This window comes from Paraburkholderia sp. UCT70, assembly GCF_050434085.1.
Lineage (GTDB): Bacteria > Pseudomonadota > Gammaproteobacteria > Burkholderiales > Burkholderiaceae > Paraburkholderia > Paraburkholderia tuberum.
This window is the reverse complement of the sequence record NZ_JBNPVZ010000004.1, coordinates 22991-49177: the sequence shown is the minus strand read 5'-3', so window position 1 is coordinate 49177 and position 26187 is coordinate 22991. Positions and strand designations below refer to the sequence as shown.

General features: G+C 61.9%; 21 protein-coding genes, 2 pseudogenes and 1 other annotated feature. Of the genes and pseudogenes, 10 read left to right on the top strand and 13 right to left on the bottom strand.

The window, feature by feature from the left end; all coding sequences use genetic code 11:
- The first annotated feature begins 53 nt into the window (after positions 1-53).
- Positions 54-812, top strand: coding sequence for an alpha/beta fold hydrolase (locus OKW41_RS25775; RefSeq protein WP_184070408.1), 759 nt, complete (start codon positions 54-56; stop codon positions 810-812).
- Between the two features lie 171 nt (positions 813-983).
- A complete protein-coding gene (locus OKW41_RS25770) occupies positions 984-2708 on the top strand; it encodes a cytochrome c biogenesis protein DipZ (RefSeq protein ID WP_429574426.1) in 1725 nt (574 codons plus the stop codon).
- Positions 2709-3115: 407 nt separating this feature from the next.
- Here the strand turns inward: OKW41_RS25770 and OKW41_RS25765 are convergent, their stop codons facing one another.
- Entirely contained in the window at positions 3116-3325 is a 210-nt protein-coding gene (locus tag OKW41_RS25765) for a hypothetical protein (protein ID WP_429571784.1), read from the bottom strand.
- Between the two features lie 553 nt (positions 3326-3878).
- Positions 3879-4196 carry a DUF4148 domain-containing protein gene (locus OKW41_RS25760; protein WP_429443982.1) on the bottom strand — a complete coding sequence of 106 codons (318 nt, stop codon included), beginning with the start codon at positions 4194-4196 and terminating at the stop codon, positions 3879-3881.
- A gap of 740 nt (positions 4197-4936) precedes the next feature.
- On the opposite strand from OKW41_RS25760, the gene OKW41_RS25755 reads away from it, so the two are divergent.
- A complete protein-coding gene (locus OKW41_RS25755; RefSeq protein WP_429452238.1) occupies positions 4937-5281 on the top strand; it encodes a BON domain-containing protein in 345 nt (114 codons plus the stop codon).
- An 804-nt stretch (positions 5282-6085) separates the two neighbouring features.
- On the opposite strand, the gene OKW41_RS25750 is transcribed toward OKW41_RS25755, so the two are convergent.
- Genes OKW41_RS25750 through OKW41_RS25715 form a run of 8 tightly spaced genes read right to left on the bottom strand, consistent with a single transcriptional unit; the run spans position 6086 to position 15945 of the window.
- Complete coding sequence (locus OKW41_RS25750) at positions 6086-7021, bottom strand: electron transfer flavoprotein subunit alpha/FixB family protein (RefSeq protein ID WP_429452240.1); 936 nt, start codon at positions 7019-7021, stop codon at positions 6086-6088.
- Positions 7022-7034: 13 nt separating this feature from the next.
- Entirely contained in the window at positions 7035-7784 is a 750-nt protein-coding gene (locus OKW41_RS25745) for an electron transfer flavoprotein subunit beta/FixA family protein (RefSeq protein WP_429574425.1), read from the bottom strand.
- A complete protein-coding gene (locus tag OKW41_RS25740; protein WP_429574424.1) occupies positions 7781-9421 on the bottom strand; it encodes a GMC family oxidoreductase in 1641 nt (546 codons plus the stop codon). The genes OKW41_RS25745 and OKW41_RS25740 overlap by 4 nt, the downstream gene beginning before the upstream one ends.
- Positions 9418-10641 carry a CaiB/BaiF CoA transferase family protein gene (locus OKW41_RS25735; RefSeq protein WP_429574423.1) on the bottom strand — a complete coding sequence of 408 codons (1224 nt, stop codon included), beginning with the start codon at positions 10639-10641 and terminating at the stop codon, positions 9418-9420. The genes OKW41_RS25740 and OKW41_RS25735 overlap by 4 nt, the downstream gene beginning before the upstream one ends.
- Positions 10634-12412, bottom strand: a complete 1779-nt coding sequence (locus tag OKW41_RS25730) for an FAD-binding protein (protein ID WP_429574422.1) — start codon at positions 12410-12412, stop codon at positions 10634-10636. Before OKW41_RS25730 ends, OKW41_RS25735 begins: the two co-directional genes overlap by 8 nt.
- Positions 12413-12424: 12 nt before the next feature.
- A complete protein-coding gene (locus tag OKW41_RS25725) occupies positions 12425-13606 on the bottom strand; it encodes an acyl-CoA dehydrogenase family protein (protein WP_429452250.1) in 1182 nt (393 codons plus the stop codon).
- A gap of 20 nt (positions 13607-13626) precedes the next feature.
- Positions 13627-14451 (bottom strand): HpcH/HpaI aldolase family protein, encoded by an 825-nt coding sequence (locus OKW41_RS25720; RefSeq protein WP_429452252.1) that lies wholly within the window; start codon positions 14449-14451, stop codon positions 13627-13629.
- A 12-nt stretch (positions 14452-14463) separates the two neighbouring features.
- A complete protein-coding gene (locus tag OKW41_RS25715; RefSeq protein ID WP_429574421.1) occupies positions 14464-15945 on the bottom strand; it encodes an NAD-dependent succinate-semialdehyde dehydrogenase in 1482 nt (493 codons plus the stop codon).
- A gap of 247 nt (positions 15946-16192) precedes the next feature.
- On the opposite strand from OKW41_RS25715, the gene OKW41_RS25710 reads away from it, so the two are divergent.
- Genes OKW41_RS25710 through OKW41_RS25695 form a run of 4 tightly spaced genes read left to right on the top strand, consistent with a single transcriptional unit; the run spans position 16193 to position 20859 of the window.
- The gene (locus OKW41_RS25710; RefSeq protein ID WP_429574420.1) at positions 16193-17221 is read left to right on the top strand and encodes a TRAP transporter substrate-binding protein; all 1029 of its coding nucleotides are present in this window, start codon (positions 16193-16195) and stop codon (positions 17219-17221) included.
- A 35-nt stretch (positions 17222-17256) separates the two neighbouring features.
- Complete coding sequence (locus OKW41_RS25705; protein ID WP_429574419.1) at positions 17257-19170, top strand: TRAP transporter large permease subunit; 1914 nt, start codon at positions 17257-17259, stop codon at positions 19168-19170.
- A 31-nt stretch (positions 19171-19201) separates the two neighbouring features.
- Entirely contained in the window at positions 19202-19912 is a 711-nt protein-coding gene (locus tag OKW41_RS25700; RefSeq protein ID WP_429452260.1) for a GntR family transcriptional regulator, read from the top strand.
- A 17-nt stretch (positions 19913-19929) separates the two neighbouring features.
- Complete coding sequence (locus OKW41_RS25695) at positions 19930-20859, top strand: D-2-hydroxyacid dehydrogenase (RefSeq protein ID WP_429574418.1); 930 nt, start codon at positions 19930-19932, stop codon at positions 20857-20859.
- Positions 20860-20991: 132 nt separating this feature from the next.
- Here OKW41_RS25695 and OKW41_RS25690 read toward each other — a convergent pair.
- Positions 20992-21238 (bottom strand): annotated as a pseudogene (locus tag OKW41_RS25690) (hypothetical protein); the annotation flags it as partial.
- Between the two features lie 316 nt (positions 21239-21554).
- Between OKW41_RS25690 and OKW41_RS25685 the strand changes: the two are divergent.
- Complete coding sequence (locus OKW41_RS25685) at positions 21555-21881, top strand: HdeA/HdeB family chaperone (protein WP_429452264.1); 327 nt, start codon at positions 21555-21557, stop codon at positions 21879-21881.
- Between the two features lie 321 nt (positions 21882-22202).
- The gene (locus tag OKW41_RS25680) at positions 22203-22529 is read left to right on the top strand and encodes a hypothetical protein (protein ID WP_429574417.1); all 327 of its coding nucleotides are present in this window, start codon (positions 22203-22205) and stop codon (positions 22527-22529) included.
- 636 nt (positions 22530-23165) lie between these two features.
- On the opposite strand, the pseudogene OKW41_RS25675 reads toward OKW41_RS25680, so the two are convergent.
- Positions 23166-23363 (bottom strand): annotated as a pseudogene (locus OKW41_RS25675) (hypothetical protein); the annotation flags it as partial.
- 104 nt (positions 23364-23467) lie between these two features.
- Here OKW41_RS25675 and OKW41_RS25670 point away from each other — a divergent pair.
- A protein-coding gene (locus OKW41_RS25670; RefSeq protein ID WP_246530497.1) for an IS3 family transposase occupies positions 23468-24705 on the top strand; the annotation gives its coding sequence in 2 pieces (ribosomal slippage) (positions 23468-23771 and positions 23771-24705; 1239 coding nt in all).
- Positions 23758-23874, top strand: a sequence feature (AL1L pseudoknot). (Overlaps the previous gene by 117 nt.)
- 59 nt (positions 24706-24764) lie before the next feature.
- Here OKW41_RS25670 and OKW41_RS25665 read toward each other — a convergent pair.
- Positions 24765-26144, bottom strand: a complete 1380-nt coding sequence (locus OKW41_RS25665; RefSeq protein WP_429443705.1) for an IS4 family transposase — start codon at positions 26142-26144, stop codon at positions 24765-24767.
- Positions 26145-26187: the final 43 nt, after the last annotated feature.

Sequence of the window (26187 nt, the reverse complement as noted above, 5' to 3'; positions counted from 1 at the left end):
CAAGTGTGATTGCGCGAAACGACGGGCAACTACAGACAATCCTGGAGAGTAAAATGTTTGCACTACGAAAGAACCTGGCGATCGCCGCCCTGATTGCCCTGGGCGCCACGATGGCTCACGCCGAGGCAAAGGCGGCTGCGAAAGATGTTGTCATTGTTCACGGCGCACTGGTGGATGGCTCCGGCTGGCGGGCCGTCCACGACATCCTGGTCAAGGATGGTTACCATGTGGCGATCGTGCAGGAGCCGCTCACGGGCCTTGCAGAAGACGTCGATGCCGCCAGGCGCGTCATTGATCAGCAGCAGGGCCCGGTTGTGCTGGTCGGCCATAGCTATGGCGGCTCCGTGATCACGGAGGCAGGTGCGGACCCGAAGGTCAGCTCGCTCGTCTATGTGGCCGCACTGCAACCCGACGCCGGCGAAGCCAGCGGTCAGCTGTTGCAGAAGTTCGCCGCGCCCAACGATGCGATGCGGGCGACGCCGGACAAGTATTTCTTCCTCCCGCCGGCGAAATTCCGTGAGAACTTTGCAGCGGACGTCTCGCCATCGGACGCGCAATTCCTGGCGGACTCGCAGGATCAACTCGCCGAGAAAGCGTTGGGCGCACCGGTCTCTGTGGCGGCATGGCGAACCAAGCCCAGCTACGCCATCCTGACTACCCAGGATCATATGGTGAGCCCCCAGCTTCAGCGCTGGATGTATCAACGCTCGGGTGCCAAGGTGACCGAAGTGAGCGCAAGCCACGCTGTCTTTATCTCGCAGCCGGCCGCGGTCGCGCGAGTGATTGAGGTTGCCGCGAAGTCGACGAACTGACCGGTAATCGTCTCGATGGGGCACCTGTCGGCTTGGCGCCGACGGCCGACACCGTCGCCAGTCGGCCCGCCCCCATCGCAGATACCCACGTGGGTTGTCAAATCGCGGCAATCGCGGCTGGATGTCGCTCAGCTCGGCACATACCCCTAACCCTTCACGGATGTCGCCACCATGCTCTTACTGATCCTTGCCTACCTCGGCGGTGCACTGACCATCCTCAGTCCGTGCATCCTGCCGGTGCTGCCTTTCGTATTTTCGCGAGCCGACCGCCCGTTCGCGCGCAATGGACTGCCGATGCTGGTGGGCATGGCGCTGACTTTCGCCGTGGTCGCCACGCTGGCCGCCGTCGGCGGCGGCTGGGCCGTCCGCGCCAACCAGTACGGCCGCTTCGTCGCCTTGGCGGTGCTTGCCGTGCTTGGCCTGACGTTGCTCTCGGAGCGCGTCGCGGAATGGATCACCCGTCCGTTCGTGGCGCTCGGCAACAAGCTCACCGAGCACACCGGGAGCCAGGACGATTCGGTGCTCTCGGCGGCCGGGCTGGGCGTGGCCACAGGGCTGCTGTGGGCGCCCTGCGCCGGCCCGATCCTGGGCCTGCTACTCACGGGCGCCGCTCTCAAGGGCGCCAGCGTCCAGACGACGCTGTTGCTGCTCACCTACGCGGCGGGCGCGGCGACCTCGCTCGCGCTGGCGCTGCTGATTGGCGGACGCGTCTTCGCCTTGATGAAGCGCTCGCTGGGCGCTGGCGAATGGGTGCGCCGCGCCTTGGGCGTGCTGGTGCTGGCAGGTGTGGCCGCCATCGCGCTGGGGCTGGATACCGGGCTGCTGACACGCGTGTCGCTGGCCAGCACGGGCGGCATCGAACAGAAGCTGATCGACGCGGTGCGTCCTCCACCTCTCGTGCAGATCGCTGTGAAGGCCGGCGACACGCTGCCGGTGGAAGGCGATCTGCCCACGCTCGATGGCGCCACCCAGTGGCTCAATAGCCCGCCGCTCACGGCGCAGTCGCTGCGGGGCAAGGTGGTGCTGGTCGATTTCTGGACCTACTCCTGCATCAACTGCATCCGCGCGCTGCCCTACGTGCGGGGCTGGGCTGACAAGTACAGGGATTACGGCCTGGTGGTGATCGGCGTGCACGCACCCGAGTTCGCGTTCGAGAAGGATCCGGGCAACGTCATCCACGCCGTGAGGGACCTGGGCGTGGACTACCCGGTCGCAATCGACAACGGTTACGCCATCTGGAAGGCCTTCGGCAACGAGTACTGGCCCGCGCATTACTTCATCGACCCGCAGGGGCATATTCGTCACCACCACTTTGGCGAAGGCGACTACCAGCAAAGCGAGGACGTGATCCGCCGGCTGCTCACCGAGGGCGGCCAGAAGGACCTGCCGGGTGGCTACGTGCAACCGAACGCGCAGGGCGCACAGGCCGCCGCCGGCTCAGGCGATGCCAGTCGCTCGCCGGAAACCTACGTCGGCTACGCACGCGCGCAGAACTTCGCCGGCGGCCAGATGACGCAGGACACGACCTCGACGTATCATGCGCCCCCGACATTGATGGCCAACCAGTGGGCGCTCGACGGGCGCTGGTCGGTGAGCGACGAAAATGCGCGGCTCGACAGCCCCAACGGACGTATCGTCTATCGCTTCTGTGGCCGCGACTTGCACCTGGTGCTGGGCCCCGGTCGCGACGGCCAGCCCGTGCGCTTTCGCGTGCTGATCGACGGCAAGGCGCCGGGCGCCGACCGCGGCACGGACATCGATGCGTATGGCAACGGCACGGTCACCGCGCAGCGCCTCTACCAGCTCGTGCGGCAGGCCAGCGGCAGCGGCGAACGCACCTTCGAGATCACGTTTCTCGACCCTGGCGTGCTGGCTTACGCGTTCACGTTCGGCTGAGTCCCACCGTTGCCCAATGCCCGTCTCTATGCACCAACGCCGTCACGCATGCGACTGCAGGCCGAATGGCCGTATTCTGAGTCGAGCCGACGATTGATCGTCCGGGCCAACCCGCCAGCCAGTGACCGTTCATGGCCGAACCCGGTCCGATAGCTGAATTGAGAACCGCTTGCCGGCCCGCAGCGGAGGATCGTCGCAAGTCGACCCGACCCGGAGCAGCCCTTCGATCCGGCGCGAACTCAACGTCAGTTGCCAATGGTGTAGCGGCCGCTCGTTAGACATGTGGGATGGCAAGTGATCGGTCAAACGGGATTTCATGCTCTTGGACTGCAGCCGGTCATCCATGTCTGATCCTGGCGATCACGAACAATGGTTCGGACCGCCTAGCAGCGGATCAACGTCGCATCTCAGCGGTTGGCGAGGGCGGCCCGTTGAAATGGCTGACTATAGAGATAGGACATTCGGAAGTAACGTCGAATATGTGCGCATGGGGCATCCACATTGGAGCCGACGCCGAGCGATTCGAAGCAGTTGCCGTAAATCGATTCGAACTGCAATTGCCCATTTTTTTTATTTCTTGCCGCTTTGTCGAGCCCGTTATGCACTTCAAGCTGCACGCCGATTATCGGTCATTGAGGGTCGCGCGATCCGGGGCGGAAATACGCACCAGCAACCGTCGTCGTGCCGAAAGAAAAAGATTGCATGCGAGCCGTTCGGCGCTGATGCCTCGACCTGCACGTAGCGCCTCCGGTCTTCCCGTATATGCCCAAACTGGAGTACGCGAATTTGCGTGTGCGGAGCGGGCGCAAGCCACTATTCCACCAGATAATGCAGGGACTTCTCGGCAGTGTTCATGACCATCTCCTTCGATCGCGTCCCTCAGCCTGCTAGCGGCTCAAGCGCTGCGACCTGAGCACAATGCGACGGGATGATTAAAGCGTAGGGCCGGACGTCAATTTACGATAGTTAATGTTTTTTACGATAACGATAATATGTTATTTATACGTCCGTCTTTCAGACGGACGTTGCACTGCCCTAACCGGGCGGGTCGCACATTTCTGACTCCGCTCGCCGACGCGATTGTTCGACTCGAAGCATCCCGCGTGAACGATCACGCCCTTAGCAGGCCGAGGTAAAATCGCCGATCATAGCTCGCAGGACATCCGGGCATCAGTGACCGAAGTAGATCGAGTGAGTACCTTCGGTCGCCGTTGGCGCACCCGCCTGCGAGGAGCCATCCGACACTCCGCCTTCGCCTGTGCTCCCCGACATCGTGACGTTCTGCGCTTGAAGCCGCGCCTCAGCCGCCTGGATATCTGCCGGGTAGTGCACATCATTGGCGGCCGGCCGGTACCCGGCGTGTTCTAGCCGAACTAGATCAGCGCGCACTTCGGCACGTGACAACGGCGCGGTAGCGTCCTGTGCAAAAGAGACCGCGGGAGCGACAAGTACGCCGGCAACCAGCGCTGCATAGATAAGAGCCTTCATAGTGAATCACCTCCTGAATTTAGGGTATGGTGAGCTTCACGCGCGATGATTGAAGCCCCCGATCTCACCATCTCGTCGGAAACGGGAGTGAGTAAGCTTCATTCTGTACAACGAAGGTTGATGCACGCTGACGCTCACATTACATTGATGTCATGTTCGGATTGCCTGCGAAGCGTAACCAGCAGAAATCATCGGCAAGAGATACGTTTGGCTGCAACCGTCGAATGGTCTATCGAACGCTTTTTGGCCACGCTTGCGATGCGGCAATCTGAACTGTCGTTTGCTAGATCAGGGACGACCATCGCGACGTAGTTCGGGAGGGTCAAACACGCTGTTACTGAAGCACCCGCGCGGTGAAAGCGGGTGCTCGACACGGGCTGCGGATGCGGGGGGCGAGTTCCTGCTTCGGCCGGAAACGCAATGATGGTGTCTTGAATCCGAACGTCTGTTGGCAGGGGCGGAGAAGACGTTCGAATGTCCGTTTGGAAGCTCGGACCAACGACCGTAGTTGGCCGAACTGAGCCGTACCACCCGCCTTACCGGCCCGCGACCTCGCGCCACTTCCCGGCCGAACTGAGCAAAAGACTCGCCTCGCAGCATGAACAGAGTTGGCGGAGTCGGCTCGGTCGCAAGTTCGCCACCCTGCACTATCATGGTGGACTCGACGAGGGCGCACATGTGCACCTCGAAGCCAACCCGAATGACGCCCGCTGTTCACGAATCAGGATCTCATAGCCGACATGCGAGACGTGCCACACATCAAAAGCCGGTTGCTGATGGTCGCGGCATTCGCGCTCCCCGCGTTCGTGTTCATCAACGGCTGCAAGTCGACAGCGACGCAGGCCGTGACCGCGCCGGGGAAGGTCGCCACTGACGACGCTGCGCTCGCCGCCAGGATGAAGCAGGCGCTCGTCGCAGACCCAGGGCTGAGATCCTTGCCGATCAGCGTCGCCACGTATCGAGGCGTCGTGCAGTTGTCAGGATACGTGGATGCAGAGGTACAGATTCAGCAAGCGCTTGCCGTGACGCGCGGCGTGGCGGGGGTGCAATCCGTGAGCAACGATCTACACCTGAGGCCGCAATAACGCGCGCTCGCCGGAAAACAGATGACGGACGAGACAGCGATGCCTGGGGTGCGCGCGACCAGCGGTTCCGTCAAAGGAACAGTGCGTCTGCGCCTTGACGGGCATTCCCCTGCGCTCTATCACGTTCGCCGGTTTCGGGGCCGACCGTGATCGACCCGGAACGGTCACAGCAAATGTCTGTGTATCAACGGCTGCTAGCAAGGGACCAGCGGACGCCCAACGTCTGACTGCTGCACTGGGGGCTGCAATATCCGATCGTGCAGGGGGGCGCTCCGAAATACCATCGTGTTATCGCATTATTAACGGGTGCCCCGTTTTATACCCCATAGCCGAGTGGGTGCAACCTTATGGAATTTGGCTGGTGCAGTGCGCAGCGGACTTCGGCTACCCCCTTCGGCGCCGCGATCTCTGGACATAAGGCCAAAGCCGTCAATGCTCAACCCGCGCTATTTACAACTCTTCTGTAGTTTGCATAACGATGCCTAGTGGAAATTCGCGGGATCGATGTACAGGTGCCTGCTGACGCGTTTGACGGTTGCAACCCGGTCTACGACGAAAGAGATCCACGCGAGGCTGGATGCATGGCACACCGGCGTCAAGTTCCAAGATCTGTTCATCGCAGATGACAATGAGGCGAACAACGAAGCGTTCCGCAGGATCGGCGAAAGGGCCCAACCGCTCCATCTTCGGGTATATGGGGGTCTGCTGTTCATATTCCCGTCGGTCGGATATTGGCCTACAACCTCAAGTGGGTCGTGAACACACTTAGCCGCAACCTTAGTCGTGTGAGCGATGAGGGCTTAGCTACTTCAGTGCATCGCGAAGTTGGGGCACGACCGTGAACAGATCGCCAACGAGGCCGTAATCGGCCACGCTGAAAATCGGCGCTTCTTCATCCTTGTTGATCGCGATGATGACCTTCGAGTCCTTCATGCCGGCCAGATGCTGGATCGCACCCGAGATGCCGACCGCGACGTACAGTTGCGGCGCGACGATCTTGCCGGTCTGGCCGACCTGATAGTCGTTCGGCACGAAGCCCGCGTCGACCGCCGCACGCGATGCGCCCAGTGCCGCGCCGAGCTTGTCGGCCAGTGGCTCGAGCACCTTCATGTAGTTCTCGCCATTGCCCAGACCACGGCCACCCGACACGATGATCTTTGCGCTCGTCAGTTCCGGACGATCGAGCTTCGTCACTTCGCGGCTCACGAACTGCGAGAGGCCTGCGTCGGCTGCCGCTTCGATCTTCTCGACCGCTGCGCTGCCGCCTTCGGCCGCGACGGCATCAAAACCGGTCGAGCGCACGGTGATGACCTTGATCGGGTCAGCCGATTGCACGATCGCGATTGCGTTGCCCGCGTAGATCGGACGCTCGAACGTGTCGGCGCTATCCACTGCGGTGATGTCGCTGATCTGCGCGACGTCGAGCTTCGCGGCGATACGTGGCGCGATGTTCTTGCCGTAAGCAGTGGCCGGCGCGAGGATGTGCGAATAGTGCTTCGCGATGTTCAGCACCGTTGCTTCGACGTTTTCCGCGAGGCCTTCGGCCAGTTGCGGCGCGTCGGCGAGCAGCACCTTCGCGACGCCGGCGATCTTCGCTGCCGCATCGGCGGCAGCCTGCGCGCTGTGACCCGCGACCAGCACGTGAATATCACCGCCGATCTTCCGAGCCGCTGCGATCGTGTTCAGCGTCGCGGCCTTGATCGACGCATTGTCGTGTTCTGCAATTACCAGGTTCGTCATTTCTTGGGTCTCCTCACAGCACCTTCGCTTCGGTCTTCAGCTTCTCGACCAGCGTCTTCACGTCCGGCACCTTCACACCGGCCGAGCGCTTCGGCGGTTCGGCGACTTTCAGCGTCTTCAGACGCGGCGTGACATCGACGCCGAGATCTTCGGGCTTGACCGTTTCCAGCGGCTTTTTCTTCGCCTTCATGATGTTCGGCAGCGTTACGTAGCGCGGCTCGTTCAGGCGCAGATCGGTCGTCACCACGGCCGGCAGCGTCAGCGACAGCGTTTCCGCGCCGCCGTCCACTTCACGCGACACCGTCGCCTTGCCGTCCGCCACGACAAGCTTCGACGCGAACGTCGCCTGCGGCAGATTCGCGAGCGCGGCGAGCATCTGGCCGGTCTGATTGGAGTCGTCGTCGATCGCCTGCTTGCCGAGGATCACCAGTTGCGGCTGCTCCTTGTCGACGAGCGCCTTGAGCAGCTTCGCGACTGCGAGCGGCTGCAGGTCTTCGTTCGATTCGATCAGGATCGCGCGATCCGCGCCGATCGCGAGCGCGGTGCGCAGGGTTTCCTGCGCCTGCTCAACACCCGCCGACACGGCGATCACTTCGGTCGCGACGCCCGCTTCCCTCAGACGCACGGCTTCTTCAACCGCGATTTCGTCGAACGGATTCATCGACATCTTCACGTTCGCGATGTCGACGCCCGTGCCGTCCGACTTGACTCGAACCTTCACGTTGTAGTCGACTACTCGCTTTACACCCACCAGCAGTTTCATATCGTCTCCTTCGAATACGTCGACGCCGCGTGCGCCGCCATCGGCGAACGGATCATGTCCGCTGCGCGCTCAGCCAGCATTAGCACCGTCGCATTGGTGTTGGTCGAGGTTATCGACGGCATCACCGAGCCATCGACGATGCGCAGGCCTGTCATTCCGCGCACCCGCATTTCAGAATCAACAACGCTCATTGCGTCATCGCCCATCCGGCACGTGCCAACCGCGTGGTACACAGTTGAGCCATTGTCACGCACGTATTGCAGCAGCGCTTCGTCGGTCTCGGCCTGACGGCCCGGTACGGTTTCATCGACGATATAACGGGCGACCTCGGGCTGCGCGAAGATCCGCCGGCCAATCTTGAGTCCTTCCACCATCGTGTTACGGTCGAGTTCAGTGCTAAGGTACGATGGTGCAATCGTCGGCGCTGCCGTGATCTCGCTGCTGGTGAGGTGCACATGCCCACGGCTTTCCGGGCGCATCTGCCAGACGCCACACGAGACACCGGGCTCCGACTCCAGCACGCCAATCCGTCCCGCGACGAAGCTGCCTGGTGCGATGACGAACTGCACGTCGGGACGCGTGGCGAGGCGCGTCTGCGCAAAGCCGCCGACGATCGCCGCGCTATAGGTCAATACGCCGGTCCCTGACACGACGTAGCGCATCAGCTCGCGCGCGAGAGCAAGTCCGTGCGAGCGCTCGTTCGCGGTACCCGCGCCGCGCACCCTATAGCCGAGCCGAACGACATAGTGATCCTGCAAATTGTTGCCCACGCCCGGCAACGCGATCCGCGTTTTAATGCCTGCATTGTCCAGCACATCCTTGTCGCCGATGCCACTCATTTCGAGCAGCCTCGGCGTGCCGATCACACCCGCGCTCAGAATCACCTCGCGGGTCGCGCGAATCTGCACCGGAATGTCCGCGCTCGTCGTCCCATTGATGCCGCTCACGTGCGTGCCGCTCACCTCGAGCCTGGACACCTGAAGGCCGGTCACCACCGTAAGATTCGGCCGCGCCATTGCCGGCCGTAGATAACCCCGCGCTGCACTCGACCGGCGACGTCCGTCGCGCGTTTGCTGGTAGTACCAGATCGACGGACCGCGCGTGTCGCTGTTTGGATCATCGACGAAATCGAGACCCGTCTTCTGGGCGGCCTGGACGACCGCACCGCAAATCTCCGGCGGGTTGTTCACCCGGCTGACCTGGATCGGACCGTGAGTGCCTCGTTGCGGGCTGCTGCCCTCGGTCCACGTTTCGGAGCGGCTGTAAAACGGCAGACAGTTGTCGAAGTTCCAGCCATTCGCGCCCGACTGCTCCCAGCTATCGATATCCTCCGCAAACGGGCGCACATATAGCAGGCCGTTGATCGCGCTGGACCCCCCGAGTCCGCGTCCACGCGGAAACAGGATTGCACGGCCGCTCGTCTCGGCGTCGGCCTGAGTGTGATAGCGCCATGTCACAGTTGGATGATCGAGCAATCGCACGAAGCCGGCCGGCACGTGGATGAACGGGTGACGATCGCGCTCGCCGGCTTCGACCAGAATCACTTTGATGTTCGGATCTTCGGTCAGGCGGTTTGCAAGCACGCAGCCCGCCGTCCCCGCGCCGACGATCACATAGTCCGCTGTGTACGATTTCATGACTTCGCTCCGGCAACGACCAATTCACGACCTTCGAGTGCTGCGATCTCCTCCTCGTCGAAGCCGAATTCGGCAAGTACTTCAGCCGTATGTTGTCCGAGCGTAGGCGGCGGATGGCGGTAGGCGACGGGGCTGCCGTGAAAATTCACCGGACTCGCGATGTTCGTTACCCTACCCGCGACCGGATGCTCAATCTCGACGACCGCATGGTTATGCGCGATCTGCGGGTCCTGCGTCAGCGCGGTGTGATAGTCCTGCACGATCGCGCATGGCACGTCCGCGGCGCTCAGATGCGCTACCCAGTATTCCGCGGTATGCAGCAGAAAGTGCTGCTCGAGGATCACGTCGAGTGCATGCCGATTCGCAGTCCGCGCGGTGTTGCCGATGAAGCGTTCATCGCTCAGCAATTCTTCGCGGCCCAACGCGCGGCAAAGGTTCTGCCAGAATTTCTCGGTGAAGCAGGCCGCAAAGAAATAACGGCCATCGGAGCCCTGATAGTTGCGGTACGGCACCATCGTCGGATGGCCGCTACCGAGGCGCTCGGGCGCTTTGCCGCTTCTCAGCGTCTCGCCGTCTCGCGGGATGGTGCTGAAAAGCGCAGCCGACAGCAGCGACGTATCAATACGCTGACCTTCGCCATGCCGTTCGCGATGTAACAACGCGGCCGAAATACCAAACGCGAGCAGCGCCGCCGCGCCGAAGTCCGGCAACGGCGCACCGAGCCGGACTGGATTGCCGCCAGCTTCACCCGTCATGTCCATGAGACCGGCCACTGCCTGTACGATCGGATCGTTCGCGGGCCATGCGGCGTAGGGACCGCTTTGTCCGAACGCCGACACGCTGGCGTAGACGATCTTTGGATTGCGCGCCTTCACGGCCGCGTAGCCGATGCCGAGCCGATCCACCGTGCCCGGCCGGAAGTTCTCGACGACCACATCCGCCTGCTCCGCCATGCGCAAAAACGCATCACGCCCTTTCGGCGACTTCAGGTCGAGGCGGATGCTGCGCTTGTTGCGGTTCTGCGAGAGGAACTGCACGCTTTCGCCTTGGACGAATTGATTGCCCAGATTGCGCGAGAGGTCACCCGCCATCGGCTCCTCGACCTTGACCACGTCCGCGCCGAGGTCGGCGAGCAGCACAGTACCGACCGGACCAGCGGTCATGACGGTGAGATCGAGAATGCGGTAACCCGACAACGGGCCGACTTGTTGCTTATCCATGATGTGTCGCCTGCAAATGCGATGCGTCCGTGAATTCGGCACGCGGGTAATCGAGCACGTCGAAGGCGAGACGGAACGGGTCGGCCTCACCACGCGTGATGGTCGACGCATGGCCGAAACGGGCGTCGTCGCGCTGGGGAAAGTCGGTGCGGTAGTGGCTGCTGCGCGATTCGCGCCGCTCGATACACGCCTGCAAGATGACTTCGGCAGTGGTCGCCATGTTGTCGATCGTCAACGCATCGATCACTTGCGGCGGCGTGGCGGCACCCCCCGCGGCGAACTGCGCGCGCGCCTCGCGAGCGGCGGCTAACGCGATGTTCAGACCGCTTTCCGTCTTCTCGACGAGGCAATGCGCCTGCATCGCCGCGCGCAGAACGGAGGCGATACGTTGAGCGTCGAACCAGACATTCGGTTTTAGCGCTGTTCCGAGGCGCGTTGCGAGCGGCGTTACCTCGGGCTTCCCCGGCGCGCCACTGTCGCGCACAAATGCGGCCGCGCCGACGCCTGCGCGATGACCGAAAACCTGACCTTCGGCAAGCGAGTTGCCGCCCGGACGATCCGGGCCGCGCACGCCGCCCGCGAGTTCCCCTACTACGAACAGCCCCTCGATGGTCGACATCGCGTCGGTGTTGATCATCCGCACGCCACCGTTCAGGCATTGGAACGCAATCCCGACGTCGAGCGGATCGCGCTTCGGGTCGAGTCCCTTCGCGCGCATCCAGCGCAGGGTGTTGGGAATAGTGGCCGCCAACCGCTCCTCTGGGATGTCGGCGAACGAGAAGTGCACCGCACCGCGTTCCGTACCTCTGCCCTGAGCGATTTCCGTTGCGATCGCGATATCGATGTAGCGCGATTCATTCGAGATCGTGAACGGGAACACTTTCTCGTCCATCGCGGCTTCGGGCGTCACGCCTACCGGCAGGTAGTCCGCGAGGAATTCATGACCGTCGCGATTGAGCATCCTCGGATGCAGAATGAAGCAGGACTTGCTGAAGAGTTGCACGTAAGGGTGCACCATCGCCGGCCCGAACTGGTGGAACTCCATGTTCACAAGTTCGGCGCCATGGCGGAAGCAGACGGCCTGGCCGTCACCGGTCATTTCTGCTGTCGAGACTTGCTGCGAGAACAGACCGTGCGCACCGCCGGTGCCAAGCACAACGGCGCCCGCGGAAACCTCCAGCAGCCGCCGCGAAGCCAGATCCATCGCAACCACGCCGCTCACGCGCCCACTTGAATCACGCAGAAGGTCGATCAGCGCCACCGGCTGACGCGTCTCGACGCCGAGCTTCCTGGCTTCGTCCGCGAGCGCGCTCACGAAGGCTTTGCCGGTTTTTCCCTCCACGCCGAGCGCGCGCGCATACGTGCCGAAGTCGCTGCGGATGAGTTTATAGCCATCGCTGACGCGGTCGAACGGCACGCCGAGTTCGATCAGGTCAGCAATGCGCTTCGGTGCGTCCTCCGCCAGCACGCGCACCAGCTCGCGGTCGATGAAGCCGCCCGCCGCACGCATCGTGTCTTCGTAATGCACCGTGGCGCTGTCGTCGGCGCTGCCATAGCCGGCCGCTCCCATGCTCATGATTTCGCTCGCGCCGTGCACCGTGCTGCCGCCCTGCCCGACCGGCGCCTTTGCCAGCAGGAGGACCTTCGCACCCGCCTGGGCCGCCGACACCGCCGCACGCGAAGCCGCGCCGCCACCGCCAACCACTACTACGTCGGCTTGCGCGTAGTCGACGCCAAAGCCGAGTTTCTCCAATGTCTGAACTGCCGTCACGTCTGTCTCCGCTTACGATTTAAGCGCGCGCGCCACGATGTTGCGCTGGATTTGATTGGTGCCACCGAAGATCTGGAACATCTTGGCTTCGCGGTAATGGCGCTGCATCGCGTATTCGGCGGAGTAGCCATTGGCGCCCATGATCTGGATGCCGTCGGTGGCGACCTGCACGTACGTATCCGATGCGAGGTACTTCGCCTGCGACGACTCGACGTCGCACGTTTCGCCTTGTTCGAGCAGTTTGGCCGCGCGAAATGCCATCATGCGGGCGGCATCCACGCGCGTCTGCATGTCGGCGAGCAGGTGCGATACCGCCTGAAAATCGATGATCGACTGCCCGAACTGCTTGCGGTCGTTCGCATACCAGCGCGCAAGATCGATCGCCGCCTGCGCGCCACCCACACACATCGCTGACAATGCGATGCGTTCCTTCGACAGCACTGTGGTGAGCTTTTTCCAGCCCACGTGCAGGCCGCCCACGATCATTTCCTTTGGGACGCGGACGCCGTCGTACACCACTTCGCAGGTGCGAATGGCGTGGCCGCCGAGCAGATCGATCGGATTGATCGTGAGGCCTTTAGATTCCTTCGGTACCAGAAAGAGGCTGATCCCGTCGTGCTTCTTCGCTTCTGGATTGGTGCGCACAGCGGTCAAGATATAGTCGGCCTGCATCGCGCCGGAAATCCACATCTTGGTGCCGTCCAATATGAAGTCGTTTCCGTCAGCCACGCCGCGCGTCGTCAGCGAGGCAGCATCCGAGCCGGAGCCGTTTTCGCTGAGGGCGAAGGCGAAAAAGGCACGGCCTTCAGCCAGCTTCGGCAACAACTCGCCCTTGATATCGTCTGGCGCGAAACGCGCCAGCGCGCCGCCCACCATGTTCACGTTCGCATTCCAGAAGCGCGCGAGCGCGATCGTGTGATACGCGACGATCTCCAGATAAGCGGCCATGTCAAGATAGCCACCGACGCCGCCGTACTCTTCGGGCAGCGTGATGCCGAACCAGCCCTGTTCGGCGGCCACCTTTACGAGTTCCTCTGGGAAGCGCTTTTCTTCGTCGCACTGGCGGACATATTCCGGCGACGCATGGCGCGTCAGCACACGATTCACTGAATCGCGGAACTCGAATTGATCGGCGTTCAGATACGGTTTAAGGTCGCGCCGGTTGACCAGATTGCCTGCGTATTCGGGATTCACTCTGTCTCCTCCTTGTCCGATCAGGACACCTTGCGTTGCGCCACGACTTCTTCAACTTGCCCGAGCGGAATTGCACGCAACATTCCCGAACGCGACTTCGCCCCCGTCATCAGGAACGCAAGATCCGAGCCGCAGAGAATGAAACGCGCGCCTTTCCGCACGTACGCGGTCATCAGTGCTTCGTCGTACACCCCGCCCACGCCCGGCACCTTGCCGTGCCAGTGACATGCGGCGCACACGGCGTCGATGGCGGCCGCCACACGCATATGGCCAAGTTGCCCAGTAATACCGAGATCCGCCGCGAGATCGGTCGCGCCGACCAGCAGCACGTCGATGCCCGGCACCGCCGCGATCGCGTCGGCGTTCTCGAGCCCTTCGCGGGTTTCGATCATCGCCACCACCAGCACCTCGTCGTTGATCGCGCGAACCACATCGGCGATCGGGAGAGACTGGAAGCCGACCTGTGGCAGCATGCCAGGGATCGACCGTCCGCCGGCAGGCGGGAAGCGGCACATATTGGCGATCCGCGCGGCCTGTTCGGGCGTACTCACGTGCGGCACCACGATGCCCATCGCGCCGGTATCGAGCAGTCGTGTGGCGTGGAACGGCTCGTGCCCTGGCACCCGGATGATCGGCGTCACACCGCCCACCAGCGCGGCGGCGCAAATCTGTGCGGCCGTGTCGATGTCCATCGAGTTGTGTTCCATATCGATGAACAGCCAGTCGAAACCGGCCGTCTGCGCGATCTGCGCGATGTCGACGGTGCGGGCCTGGCGCAGGCCCATGCCGAGTGCCAGCTCACCCGCGGCCAGTTGCGCTTTTGCGTGATTCTTGATGCTTTGCATGATGGATTCCATTCAGGCGGTGGCGTCGAGAGGCTCGTCGTTCGCCAGTTCGAGGTTGATGAATTTCGTGTCCATGTAGTCGCGGATCGCGTTCGGGCCGCCTTCGCGTCCGAACCCGCTGTCCTTGCTGCCGCCGAATGGCGTCTCCGCCGTCGACGCCACGAACGTGTTCACGCCGACCACGCCGGCCTGCAAGCGTTCGGTGGTTTCCAGCGTGTTGCGCATCGAACGCGTGAAGACATAGGCTGCAAGCGCGAACGGCAGCCGGTTCGCCTCGGTGATGACTTCGTCCATCGTCGTGAACGGGGTGAGCGTGCCGACCGGGCCGAACGGCTCGTCGTTCATCAGACCAAGGTGCGGAGCGGGGTTGGCGACGAGCGTCGGCTCGTAGAACCAGCCGCGGCCGAATTGCGATGGACGCCGGCCACCGCATAGCACGCTGGCGCCTTCGCTCACGGCTTCATCGACGAGGCGTTCGATCGCCTCGCGGCGTTTCGACGTGGTCAGCGGACCGAGATCGGTGTTCTGCTGCAACGGATCACCGACGCGTAGCGATTCCGAACGCTCGACCAGCGCCTTCACGGTCTTGTCGAAGATCGATTCGTGGATATAGAAGCGCGTCGGCGATGCGCAAACCTGGCCCGCATTGCGGAACTTGCCTAACGACGCGAGATGCGCGAAAGCGCCAATGTCCGCGTCGCGATGCACGATCACAGGTGCATGGCCGCCGAGTTCCATCGTGACCTTCTTGAGGGTCTTCGCGGACATTTCGACGATCTGACGGCCGATGGGCACCGAGCCGGTGAAGCTGATCTTCGCCACGCGCGGATCGGCCATGATCGTCGGCGTAATCGCATCGGCTTTGCCGATCACCAGATTGATCGCGCCCTCGGGAAACCCTGCGTCGACGAAACAGCGCACCAGTGCCATCGTCGCGCCGGCCGCTTCGTTTGACGGCCGGATCACGATCGCGTTGCCGCCGGCCAGCGCCGGGCCCATCTTGCGGGCCAGCAGCAGCAGCGGGAAATTCCACGGCGTGAAAGCGGCGACCACGCCGAGCGGCTCGTAATGCACCAGATACCGTCCGCCCTTGACGCGACTTTCGTATGACATGCCGAACACGCGGCGTGCTTCGTCGGCAAACCAGTCGACCGACTCAGCGGACGCGTTAACTTCCCCACTGGCCTGCGCGATTGGTTTGCCGGTTTCCAGCGCCACGATTCGTGCGAGTTGCGGCGTGCGTTCGCGGACGAGTGTTGCGGCCCGGCGCAGTAACGCTGAGCGCTCCCACGGTGTGAGCTTGCGCATTGCGGCCGAAGCCTCGGTCGCGGCGTCGATGGCCTCGGTGACCTGTGCCTGCGTAGCCAGCGGCATATAGCCCAGCCGCTGTTCCGTCGCCGGATTGATCGAAAGCTGGCCGTTGTCAGCCGTCGCGGCCTGCCAGCGACCGCCGAGCAGCAAGCCGTGCTCGCGGTAGTGCGCTTCTAGTTCCATTTGCCTCCTCCTGATAGGTATCGCGGACATTCCCCGACTTTCCTAGGTGCTTTCCCGGGGTGCCCTCTTGCATGCACTCTTTTTCTTATATCAACACCTTGACAGCTAAGTGTCAACACTTTTAGAGTGTGTGTCAGCGAAATATGATTTGTCGCATGCACTTGCGAAGCCGACGAATCGCTAAAAAGAACGCCGCGGCGCCGCCGAATGCGTCATGCAGCCCTCCCTTTCCATGGAGCGAGACAAAATGAGTTCGTATTCCCGTCGTACCTTTCTTCAAACCCTCGGAGCAGCCGCGGTGGCGACAACCGGGACCGGCTTCTTTCCGTCGCTCGCCCGGGCCCAGACCGCGCAGTTCAAGCTGAAGTACGCGAACAATCTGGCGCTGTCCCATCCGCTCAATGTCCGCGCAAAAGAAGCGGCGGACGCCATCAAGAAAGAAACCGGCGGCCGTGTCGAGTTGCAGATCTTCCCGAACGGTCAGATGGGAACGGATACCGACATGCTGTCGCAGGTTCGTTCGGGGGCCATCGACTTCCTTACTCAGGGTGGCGTGGTGCTGTCGACGCTGGTGCCGGTCTCCGCGATCAACGGCATCGGCTTCGCATTCAAGGATTACAACCAGGTATGGGCGGCAATGGACGGCGAACTCGGGAGCCACATCCGCACGGCGATCTCGAAGGTCGGGCTCGTCGCGATGGAAAAACCGTGGGACAACGGCTTTCGCCATCTCACGAGTTCGGTCAAGCCGGTGCAAAGCCCGGCCGACCTCAAGGGCCTGAAGATCCGCGTGCCGGTCAGCCCCCTCTGGACCTCGATGTTCAAGGCGCTCGACGCCTCGCCCACCAGCATCAACTTCAGCGAGGCGTATTCGGCGCTGCAAACCAAGGTGGTCGACGCGGAAGAAAACCCGCTCGCGCTGATCGAAACCGGTCGCTTCTATGAAGTCCAGAAGTACTGCTCGTTGACCGGCCATATCTGGGACGGCTTCTGGTTCCTCGGCAACGCGCGTTCGTGGGGCAACCTGCCGCCGGACTTGCAGACGATCGTGGCGAAACACCTGAATGCGGCCGCAGTGGCTGAACGCGCGGACGTCGCCGCACTGAGCACGTCGCTCGTCGGGCAGTTGCAATCGCACGGCATGGCGTTCAACAAGCCCGATATCCAGCCGTTCCGCGCATCGCTTCAAAAAGCCGGCTTCTACGATCAGTGGCGCAAGAAATACGGTGATGAAGCCTGGGCGTTGCTCGAGAAGTACACGCAGAAGTTCGCATGAGCGCGGACCATCGAAGAGTTTCTGGAGAACGAGTCATGACTTCCCGAGTTCATCCCGAGCAGGTGTTCGCCCACGACATGGGCGCGCCGAAGGACCGACATGCGATATCGAAGGTCGTGCGCGTCGGCAGCGCACTCGAAACGGCCATCAAGTGGATCACCGAAGTGCCCGCTGCGTTGCTGCTGGTGGCCGAAGTGGTGCTGCTCCTCACCAACGTTACCTGCCGCTACGTGTTGCAGGATCCGTTGATCTGGGGTGACGAACTTGCGTCGATCCTGTTCATCTGGCTGTCGATGCTGGGCGCAGTGGTGGCGTTGCGCCGCGGCGAACATATGCGACTGACGATGTTCGTCGTCAGAATGTCTCCGCAAAATCGTGCGTTTGCGGAGACGGTTGGAAATTTCATCGTGATGACTTTCGTGCTGCTGCTCGTACGGCCGGCAACCGACTGGGCGATGAACGAATGGATCATCAGCACGCCGGCGCTCGATCTGCCGAATGCCATTCCCGCGGCCGCGATTCCCGTGGCGGCTGTGCTGATGCTCGTGCTCGCCATTACGCGGTTGCTCGAGCGCTCGTCGCTTCGCGATTGCGTGAAGGCTTTCGCGCTCGTGGCGGGTGTTGCAATTGCGCTCTACATCGTACGGCAAGCGCTCGCGCCACTGACCGCGCTCAGCCTGATCCTTTTTTTCGCCGTCGGCGTGATTACGATCATCTGTCTCGGCGTGCCAATCATGGTCGCCTTCGGCGTGTGCACGTTTGCTTATCTCGCAACCGTCACCGGCGCACCGTTGACGATTGTCGTGAGCACGATGAATCAGGGGATGTCGAGCCTGATCCTGCTCGCCGTCCCGCTGTTCATCCTGCTGGGCGCGCTAATGGAAGCGATGGGACTTGCCGAAGCGATGATCCGTTTCCTCGCTTCGCTGATCGGGCACAAGCGTGGCGGCCTCGCCTACGTGCTGATCGGCGCCATGTACCTCGTCTCCGGCATCTCCGGCTCGAAGGTGGCGGATATGGCTGCGCTCGCGCCGGGCCTGTTCCCGGAGATGAAAAAGCGCGGCGCGAATGAAGGCGACCTCGTCGCAATGCTCAGTTCGGCGGCGGCCATGTCGGAAACCATACCGCCCAGTCTCGTGCTGATCACGATTGGTTCGGTGACCGGCGTTTCGATCGCGGCGCTGTTCACAGGTGGCTTCATGCCGGCCGTGATCGGCGCGGTAGCGCTCGCGGCACTAGTCTGGTTCAAAAGCCGCCGGGAAATCATGCAAGGCGTACACCGGGCCTCCCGGGCCGAAGTCGGCCGCGCCTTCCTGATCTCGCTGCCTGCGCTCGCGCTGCCCTTCGTGATTCGCGCGGCCGTGGTGGAAGGCATCGCGACGGCGACGGAGGTGGCGACGATCGGCGTGGCTTACACCTGTGTGGTGGGTTTGCTACTGTATCGCCGGTTCGACTGGAGCCGGCTCTATCCTATTCTGGTGGAAGCGGCGTCGCTGTCCGGCGCGATCCTGATCATCATCGGTTGCGCAACGGCGATGGGATGGGCGCTCACGCAGTCGGGCTTCTCCGCGCAACTCGCCACGTTGATGATGGCAGCGCCCGGAGGCAAGCTCGGGTTCCTGGCGATCTCCGCCATTACGTTCGTGATGCTCGGCAGCTTTCTTGAAGGAATCCCGGCGATCGTACTATTCGGGCCGCTACTGTTCCCGATCGCGCGCGCGATGGGCATCTCGGACGTGCACTATGCAATGGTCGTGGTGTTCGCGATGGGACTGGGCCTGTTCGCCCCCCCGCTTGGCCTTGGCTTTTATGCGGCGTGCGCGGTCAGCAAGGTCGACCCGTCCACCGCGATGCGCCGCGTTTGGCCGTATCTGGGGGCATTGGCGGGGGCCCTCATCGTGATAGTGCTGGTTCCGTGGGTATCGGTAGGTTTTCTGTATGCAAAATAGGGTAACAAATGGCACAGACAAGGAAATCGTCATGAAAAGCGCGCTCAATGGTGCACCGAACGGCAAGGTGAACGCCCGCGCTCCGGAGGTGATTGCGTCGAAACTCGACGACATCCGCGATCAGGTGCGGGCCATGATCCAGCGCGGGGATTTGCGCCCGGGCGAGCGCGTGAACGAGCAGGCGCTCGCCAATCAGATCGGCGTCGGCCGTAATTCGGCGCGCGAGGCGTTGCGCTCGCTTGAACAGGCCGGACTCGTTCGCATCGTGCCAAATCGGGGCGCGGAAGTGCGGCGACTGTCTCTAGAAGAGGCGATGGATCTGTATGAGATTCGCGCAGGGCTCGCACGCACGGCGGGACGTCTCGCTGCGCTGCGTCTGGCCACTGAAGAGGAGCGCTTGCTCGATATGCTGCTCGACCAGATGGATGCGGCTCTGGCCCAACGCGACAGCCGCGTGTATCAGACCCTGAACACCGAGTTCCACCGTCAGGTGATGGCGGCGACCAAGAACCCCCGACTGATCACGATCAATCAGGCCGTTGAAGATGAACTGACACTCTACATTCACAAGGGCGTGTATTCGTTCACGCAAATGCAGCGTTCCTCAAAGGAGCACCGGGAACTTTTCGAGGCGCTGCGCGCGGGCCAAGCCGACGCGGCTGCGGACGCTTTTGAGAATCACGTGCAGACCGGAAAGAAACGCATGCTCGACACCGTGTCCACGAGCCCGTCCGAACGTTAATGAATTGGAGCAGCTTGTTGAAAACCATCGTGTTTCTGGACCGCGCGACGCTGTCGGCCGATCTACCGGATTTTCCGTTTCCGCATCGCTGGGTCGAATATCCGTCTACGACGCCGGAACATGTGGTGGAGCGTTGCCGCGATGCGCATATCGTCGTGACCAACAAGGTTCCACTGTCGGGCGATGTGCTCGAGCAGTTGCCGCAACTGGAACTGATCGGCGTGCCGGCCGCAGGCGTCAATCATCTGGATACCGAAACATGCCACAAACGGGGCATCGGTATCGTCGCGTGTCCGGGCTATTCGACGATTTCCGTGCCCGAGCACGCGTTCGCATTGATGCTCGCGCTCCGCCGCAACCTTATGCCTTACTGGCACGACGTTTATGCTGGCGGCTGGAGCGGATCACCCACCTTCTACGCCGAACTGCATCCGATCCAGGATCTGCACGGATCGACGCTCGGTATCGTCGGTGCGGGTCATGGTGGAAAGCGTCTCGCCGAACTGGCCGGCGCGTTCGGCATGCGGGTGCTGTTCGCGGAGCGCAAGCGCGCGGGCTGGGTGCGCGACGGCTATGTGGCATTTGACGAGGTGCTGCGTGAGGCCGATACGATCAGCCTGCATTGCCCGCTTACCGACGAAACGAGGCATCTGTTCGGTCTCGCCGAATTCGAGCGAATGAAGCGCAGCGCGTCACTTGTGAACGCCGCGCGCGGCGGTATCGTCGACGAGGGGGCGCTGATCGAGGCACTCGACCGCAAGCTGATCGCAAATGCCGCGCCCGACGTCCTCGAGCAGGAACCGCCCACGGCCGATCATCCGCTGCTATCCAGCGCGCGCACCGATCTGATCGTGACGCCGCATGTTGCATGGCGGACCCAGGTGGCCATGACGCGGCTCGTCACGCAACTCGCACAAGGCATCGAAGAGCATTACGCGCAGCGTTGAGAACAGCACTTGAACAGGCCGTGCCGCGTCAGCGCCAACGTGCGAGCGGCGCACGTACAGGTCGAGACGGCCAGCGTCGTCCCAGAGGAGATCCGCCAGCCACAAGCGACTGTCGAAGAGCGCAAGCAGCAGGGCCGATCGGTAATGCTCCAGGGCTTCGGCGGCATTTCCGGCATCAAGCCGCGGCACCCAGCCGCATGCGATGCACGACGGTCGGCGCGCGATCGAATTCCGTGCGCGCCTCGCGCACCGCTCGGATGGGATCGACAAGCTGGGAGATGGCCCTCGTTGCCGCCCTCGCACCACGCGACTGCCGCAGAGTGGGCAAGTAAATGACAAAGAAGTAGACCAAACTGCCAAGGCCAGGGAAAAGAAACATTTGGCGCGCGCCTGACGCCGACTGCTGGGACGTGGGCGGCGTTATCGCTCTTCGCGTTCGTTACTGGAGGCGGGCAATTTCGGGGGAGGCCACGCCGAACCGACGCCGCCTAGGTTCTGAGTCAAGTTGACGCGATATATACCAAAGTCCCATTGTCTTCACTCCCGACGGCGTCGATACTGCTTGAAGGAAATTCCGCACGCTGCACGCAGACCTTGCGGAATCGCCGAATCGGTCAGTTCCCTTGTTCTTTCCGAGGGTCATCAATAGCGGGCGGCCTTTTTTGCCGTCCCCCGCGTGAGTCTGGGAGTGTTACATGAAGCGCTTTGTGACTGCCACCTGTCTTCTGGGAGCCGTTATCGTGATGCCGGCATGGGCGCAAGCCCCGACAAAAATGAATCCGCTGAAAATGAAATGCGAGGACTTCGTGGCGATGGATGAAGCTTACCGACCCACTGCCGTCTACTACGTGGCGGGAGTCGACAAGCTCGGCGTAACGGAAACTGACACGATGGTGGAGGACACTGCGACACCAATCGGCGTGCTTGTTGCCGAGTGCCAGAAGTCGCCGAAGGCGTCGTTTCGTACGAAGGTCCGGCAGATGTACAAGAGCGGTCAACTCGCTCTTTTCGACCATCACTGAGCGGGCCGGTCGGGTCCATGTCAGTGCACGTGAGAGGACGAGGCGGCCGCGCGGACTGCGGATGCCCGCGGTTGCGTGGATGAGGTCGGCGCGCGAACGGCCGCTTGCTGGTGCAAAATGTTCACCCGAAAGTCTGCCTGGCGATACAGGCGACCGGCGCTTCCTGGCCGGAAAGAGCCCGCACGCGGTGATGGGTCAATATCGACTGGCAAGGGCCCCGGATATGGCAGCCAGGGGACTTGCAATGGTGATGGTCCTGCTATCACTATTGCGTGTACTGGGCTACAGATGCTTTTTGAGCTTCGGATTAGGACGGACGCCGTGAGTATTCTCTGCCGAGTTCAGATTGCCGTAACGATTTCCGGGGTTGTCACCGGATGCGTGTCGCAGCCAATTGGGCCGGCGGTAGCTGTGAAGCCGGGGCGCGACAAGCCATTCACCGTCTTTCTGCGGGACGATGCGCAGTGCAAACAGTATGCGAGAGAGCAGCTGGCGCGCGGCGTGGACACCCGCGATCAGAGCGATGCCAACGTGTCACGGGCACAACTGAATGTGCAGCAAAGATACTATCTCGCGTACCTGGAATGCATGCGCGCGAAGGGAAATGAGGTGTCGGACGGTGCAGCGCCAACTACGCAGTTTGAATAGGCGATCTTCAATGTGTTGTACTTTCCCAGATGCATCGGTTACGAGCCCATGCAATTTTTCTGGGAAGACTTCCTGAATTCGCTTCCCCGACTACCTGTCAGGTCCGGTCCAGGCTAATACACATAAGGCGACTTGGCGGCCGAAATACAGCCATTGAGATAAGAAGAGAATCTTTATAGCCATGTCCCTGCGACCGTGTAACCTGGACCCAGTCAGGCCGGGCTGTCGAACGGACGATGCCGGCGACGGCGACCGGCTCAAGTCGACCCCAAAGAGACCTTCGACTTTGGGGCTGACAGCCGTCCGTTGCCAAGCGGGGTCCGGCCATTCAGGAAACCGGTTCCGCGCATTAGCGATAACTCGGTAACCGAGAGCCGCGCCGGCCTGTGCGTGGTTCCAGTCCAGAAGCACGACACCGATCGCAAGAGCCTTTGGACCCAAGCGCCTCAGCCAAGGCTACATCTGCGTACCTGGGGTCGCCGTGTCTGAAGAGTAGTGCTGCGTGGTTTCCCACCAGTCCACCCTGAGCGTGGTGATCATCCGGTCAATGGTAAGCGACCGTCTCCGCTTGCGAGGCTATTCAAACTTATCGCAAGAGAGCCTAAGGTGCCCCGGCGCGCGCCGGGGCACCAACATTCACTGCGCGGTGACTTGCCAGCGCAGAACCGGTTGCCTGGCCCCGCTCGGCATCACCCACGGGCCGTTCGGGCTGAAGTCCCAGCCCACAAAGCTGGCTGGATTGCTCATCTGTGCGGATGTGAGCCCGTTTGCCGCGGGCAGACCGCCGCCGCTCGAAGCTTGCCCTGTTGTCTCCACGTTCCAATAGACATCGTTATCGGGCGCGCAGCCTATGCATATGCCGCCGATGAAGCCGGCTAACGAATGCACTGAACCGGCCCGGGATTTCCGGAGGCTCCACTTCTTGAGAAAATGGAGCTATGGAAAACACCAAGAAGAAGTCCCCAAGGTACTCGCCGGAAGTTCGTGAGCGGGCTGTGCGAATGGTGCTGGAACACCAGGGCGACCGCGAATCGCAATGGAAAGTGATCGCGTCGATCGCAGCGAAATTTGGCTGCTCGGGTGAAACGCTGCGTAGCTGGGTGCGCAAGGAAGAGCGGGATCGGGGTTTGCGCCCGGGCACAAGCACGCAGGAGCAGGATCGGCTCAAGGAACTGGAGCGGGAGAACCGTGAGCTGCGCCAGGTTAATGAAATCCTGCGCAAGGCGTCAGCATATTTCGCACAGGCGGAGCTCGACCGCCGACCGAAGTGATGATCACGTTCATCGATGATCACCGGCACGTCTACGGGGTCGAGCCGATCTGCAGGGTGCTGCCAATTGCCCCGTCGACGTACTACACGCATGTGGCCCGCCGCGTCAATCCAGGCCTGGTGCCGCCGCGGGCCCAGCGCGACAGGATGCTCAAGGATGAGATCCGGCGCGTGTGGGAAGAAAATTTCCAGGTGTATGGCGCAGACAAGGTCTGGACGCAATTGAAGCGGGAAGGCATTGTCGCGGCGCGCTGCACGGTCGAGCGGCTGATGAAGCAGATGGGCCTGCGCGGTGTGGTGCGGGGCAAGACGGTACGCACGACAGTGAGCGATGGTTCGACGCCGTGCCCGAAGGATCTCGTGAACCGGCAATTCACCGCCGAACGGCCCAATGCGCTGTGGGTGTCAGATTTTACCTATGTATCGAGCTGGCAGGGCTTCGTCTATGTCGCGTTCATCATTGACGTGTTCGCCCGACGCATTGTCGGCTGGCGTGTGTCGAGCTCGGCGCGCACGGACTTCGTTCTGGACGCACTGGAGCAGGCCTTGTACGAGCGACAGCCGGCGCAGCAGGACGGGTTGATACATCACAGCGACCGCGGCGTGCAATACGTATCGATCCGCTATACGGATCGGCTGGTCGAGGCTGGCATTGAGCCGTCAGTGGGCAGCGTGGGCGACTCCTACGATAACGCACTGGCGGAAACGATCAACGGCTTGTACAAGGCAGAGGTGATCCATCGCCTCGGACCGTGGCGCAATCCGCAGGCCGTTGAAATTGCGACGCTCGAATGGGTCGACTGGTTCAACAATCGTCGGCTCTTCGGCCCCATCGGCAACATTCCACCTGCTGAGGCAGAAGCCGCTTATTATTCAAAACTCGCTGGGTCCGCCATCGCGGCGTGACTCAAGCAAAACAGCCTCCGGGAAACCCCTCAGGATTACCCACAAGTAATGTGATGGTGCTATTCGTTTTGCCTGAATATTCGGTACATCATCGTGATTTCGTGCAGGACAAGAAATCCACGCCAGATGACGGTAGGACCAGGTGGACGATCATGCTTTCGAGCGAGATATCCGCCGAGTCTGGCGATCCACAAGATGACCTGCGCGAGTGACGGCGGTTTATCAGGTATTTCGGTACTGCCATGCGTACGACAGTAGAGGGCTCGCCACTCGATTGGCTGCAGCAATACTTCGCATGGCAGGTTGCCATCAAGCCTGGCAAGCAACATGGAGTACAGGATCCTCCAGCTTACGACGGCGAACAATGCGGTGGCGCGGACGAATCGATCGAGATTGCCAAATTGGCGGGCTTCAATGCGACAGCCACTTTTAAGCACACGATGCCACGATTCAATCGTCCATCGGCGCGCATACCATGCAAGACGCTCGAGGGCCTCTGCGTGTGTTTGCGTAGGCACCGAAGTCAGTAGAAGCCATTCCAATGGCTCTGCTCCTTCGTCCAAGTTCGTTTCCTGTGCATGAATTGCAAACACTTCAATTTCGGGAAGCTTCTCGCGACGACGATTTTGCGGCGGACGAAGGCGTACGGGCATGCAGCGCACAACCAGCCGTGCGGTGCGTGCCTGGCGGTTTTCGCGTGCAGGCACCTGCAGTTGCGCCTCTCCAAGCACTGGCGAGGCCAGCACGGTTTCCCACAAATATCGATCGGGGTGAGCAACGCGTCGGTTCCACGACGCGCGCACCAACCAGTCGACACCGGCAGGCCGCTGCGCCAGGAACACGTCATAGACATCGCCTTCACGGTCGCTCACGCCGATGACATGCGTGCACGGACAGTGCGTCTTGAGTACGCCCAGTTGCTCGATGCCTTCGAGCCATTTCGCGCTCTCTTTCTGTTGTACGGTTCGTTGCCCACGCAGATGTTTCTTGCCCAACTCCTCGTGCCTGCGTATCCAGGTCTTCATCCCGATCACCCCGAGTGGCAGCCCCTCTGGCGTGAGCGCAAGCAGACTGTGTATCAGGAAACCACGCACATGTGGATCGGAGCCATATCCCAGACCTTCGGTTGCCCGCAGATGAGACAAATTGAACTCGGTGGTGTCCTGAACAGCAAGGACGACTGGCACCTGTTGCATACGACACAGCGTTTGACCGATGTGCCCACCCAGCACGCCATCGACATCCACGTGCGGGTTGTCGAAAAAACGATATGCCGCCTTCAGCTCCGAACCATTGAACGACTGCGGAAAAGAGCAATGTGGGCCCAACGAAAGCTTGCGTGCCAGCGTCACGAGCCGTCTGGTCAGGCGAGCGTCGCCGAGCTCGGCGGCGCCAAACTCTTCATTTGCCCAATCATCAAGGTCAGATGTGTCCGACAATGCCCGACATCACAGATCACGAACCGGATCAAAGTTAACATCG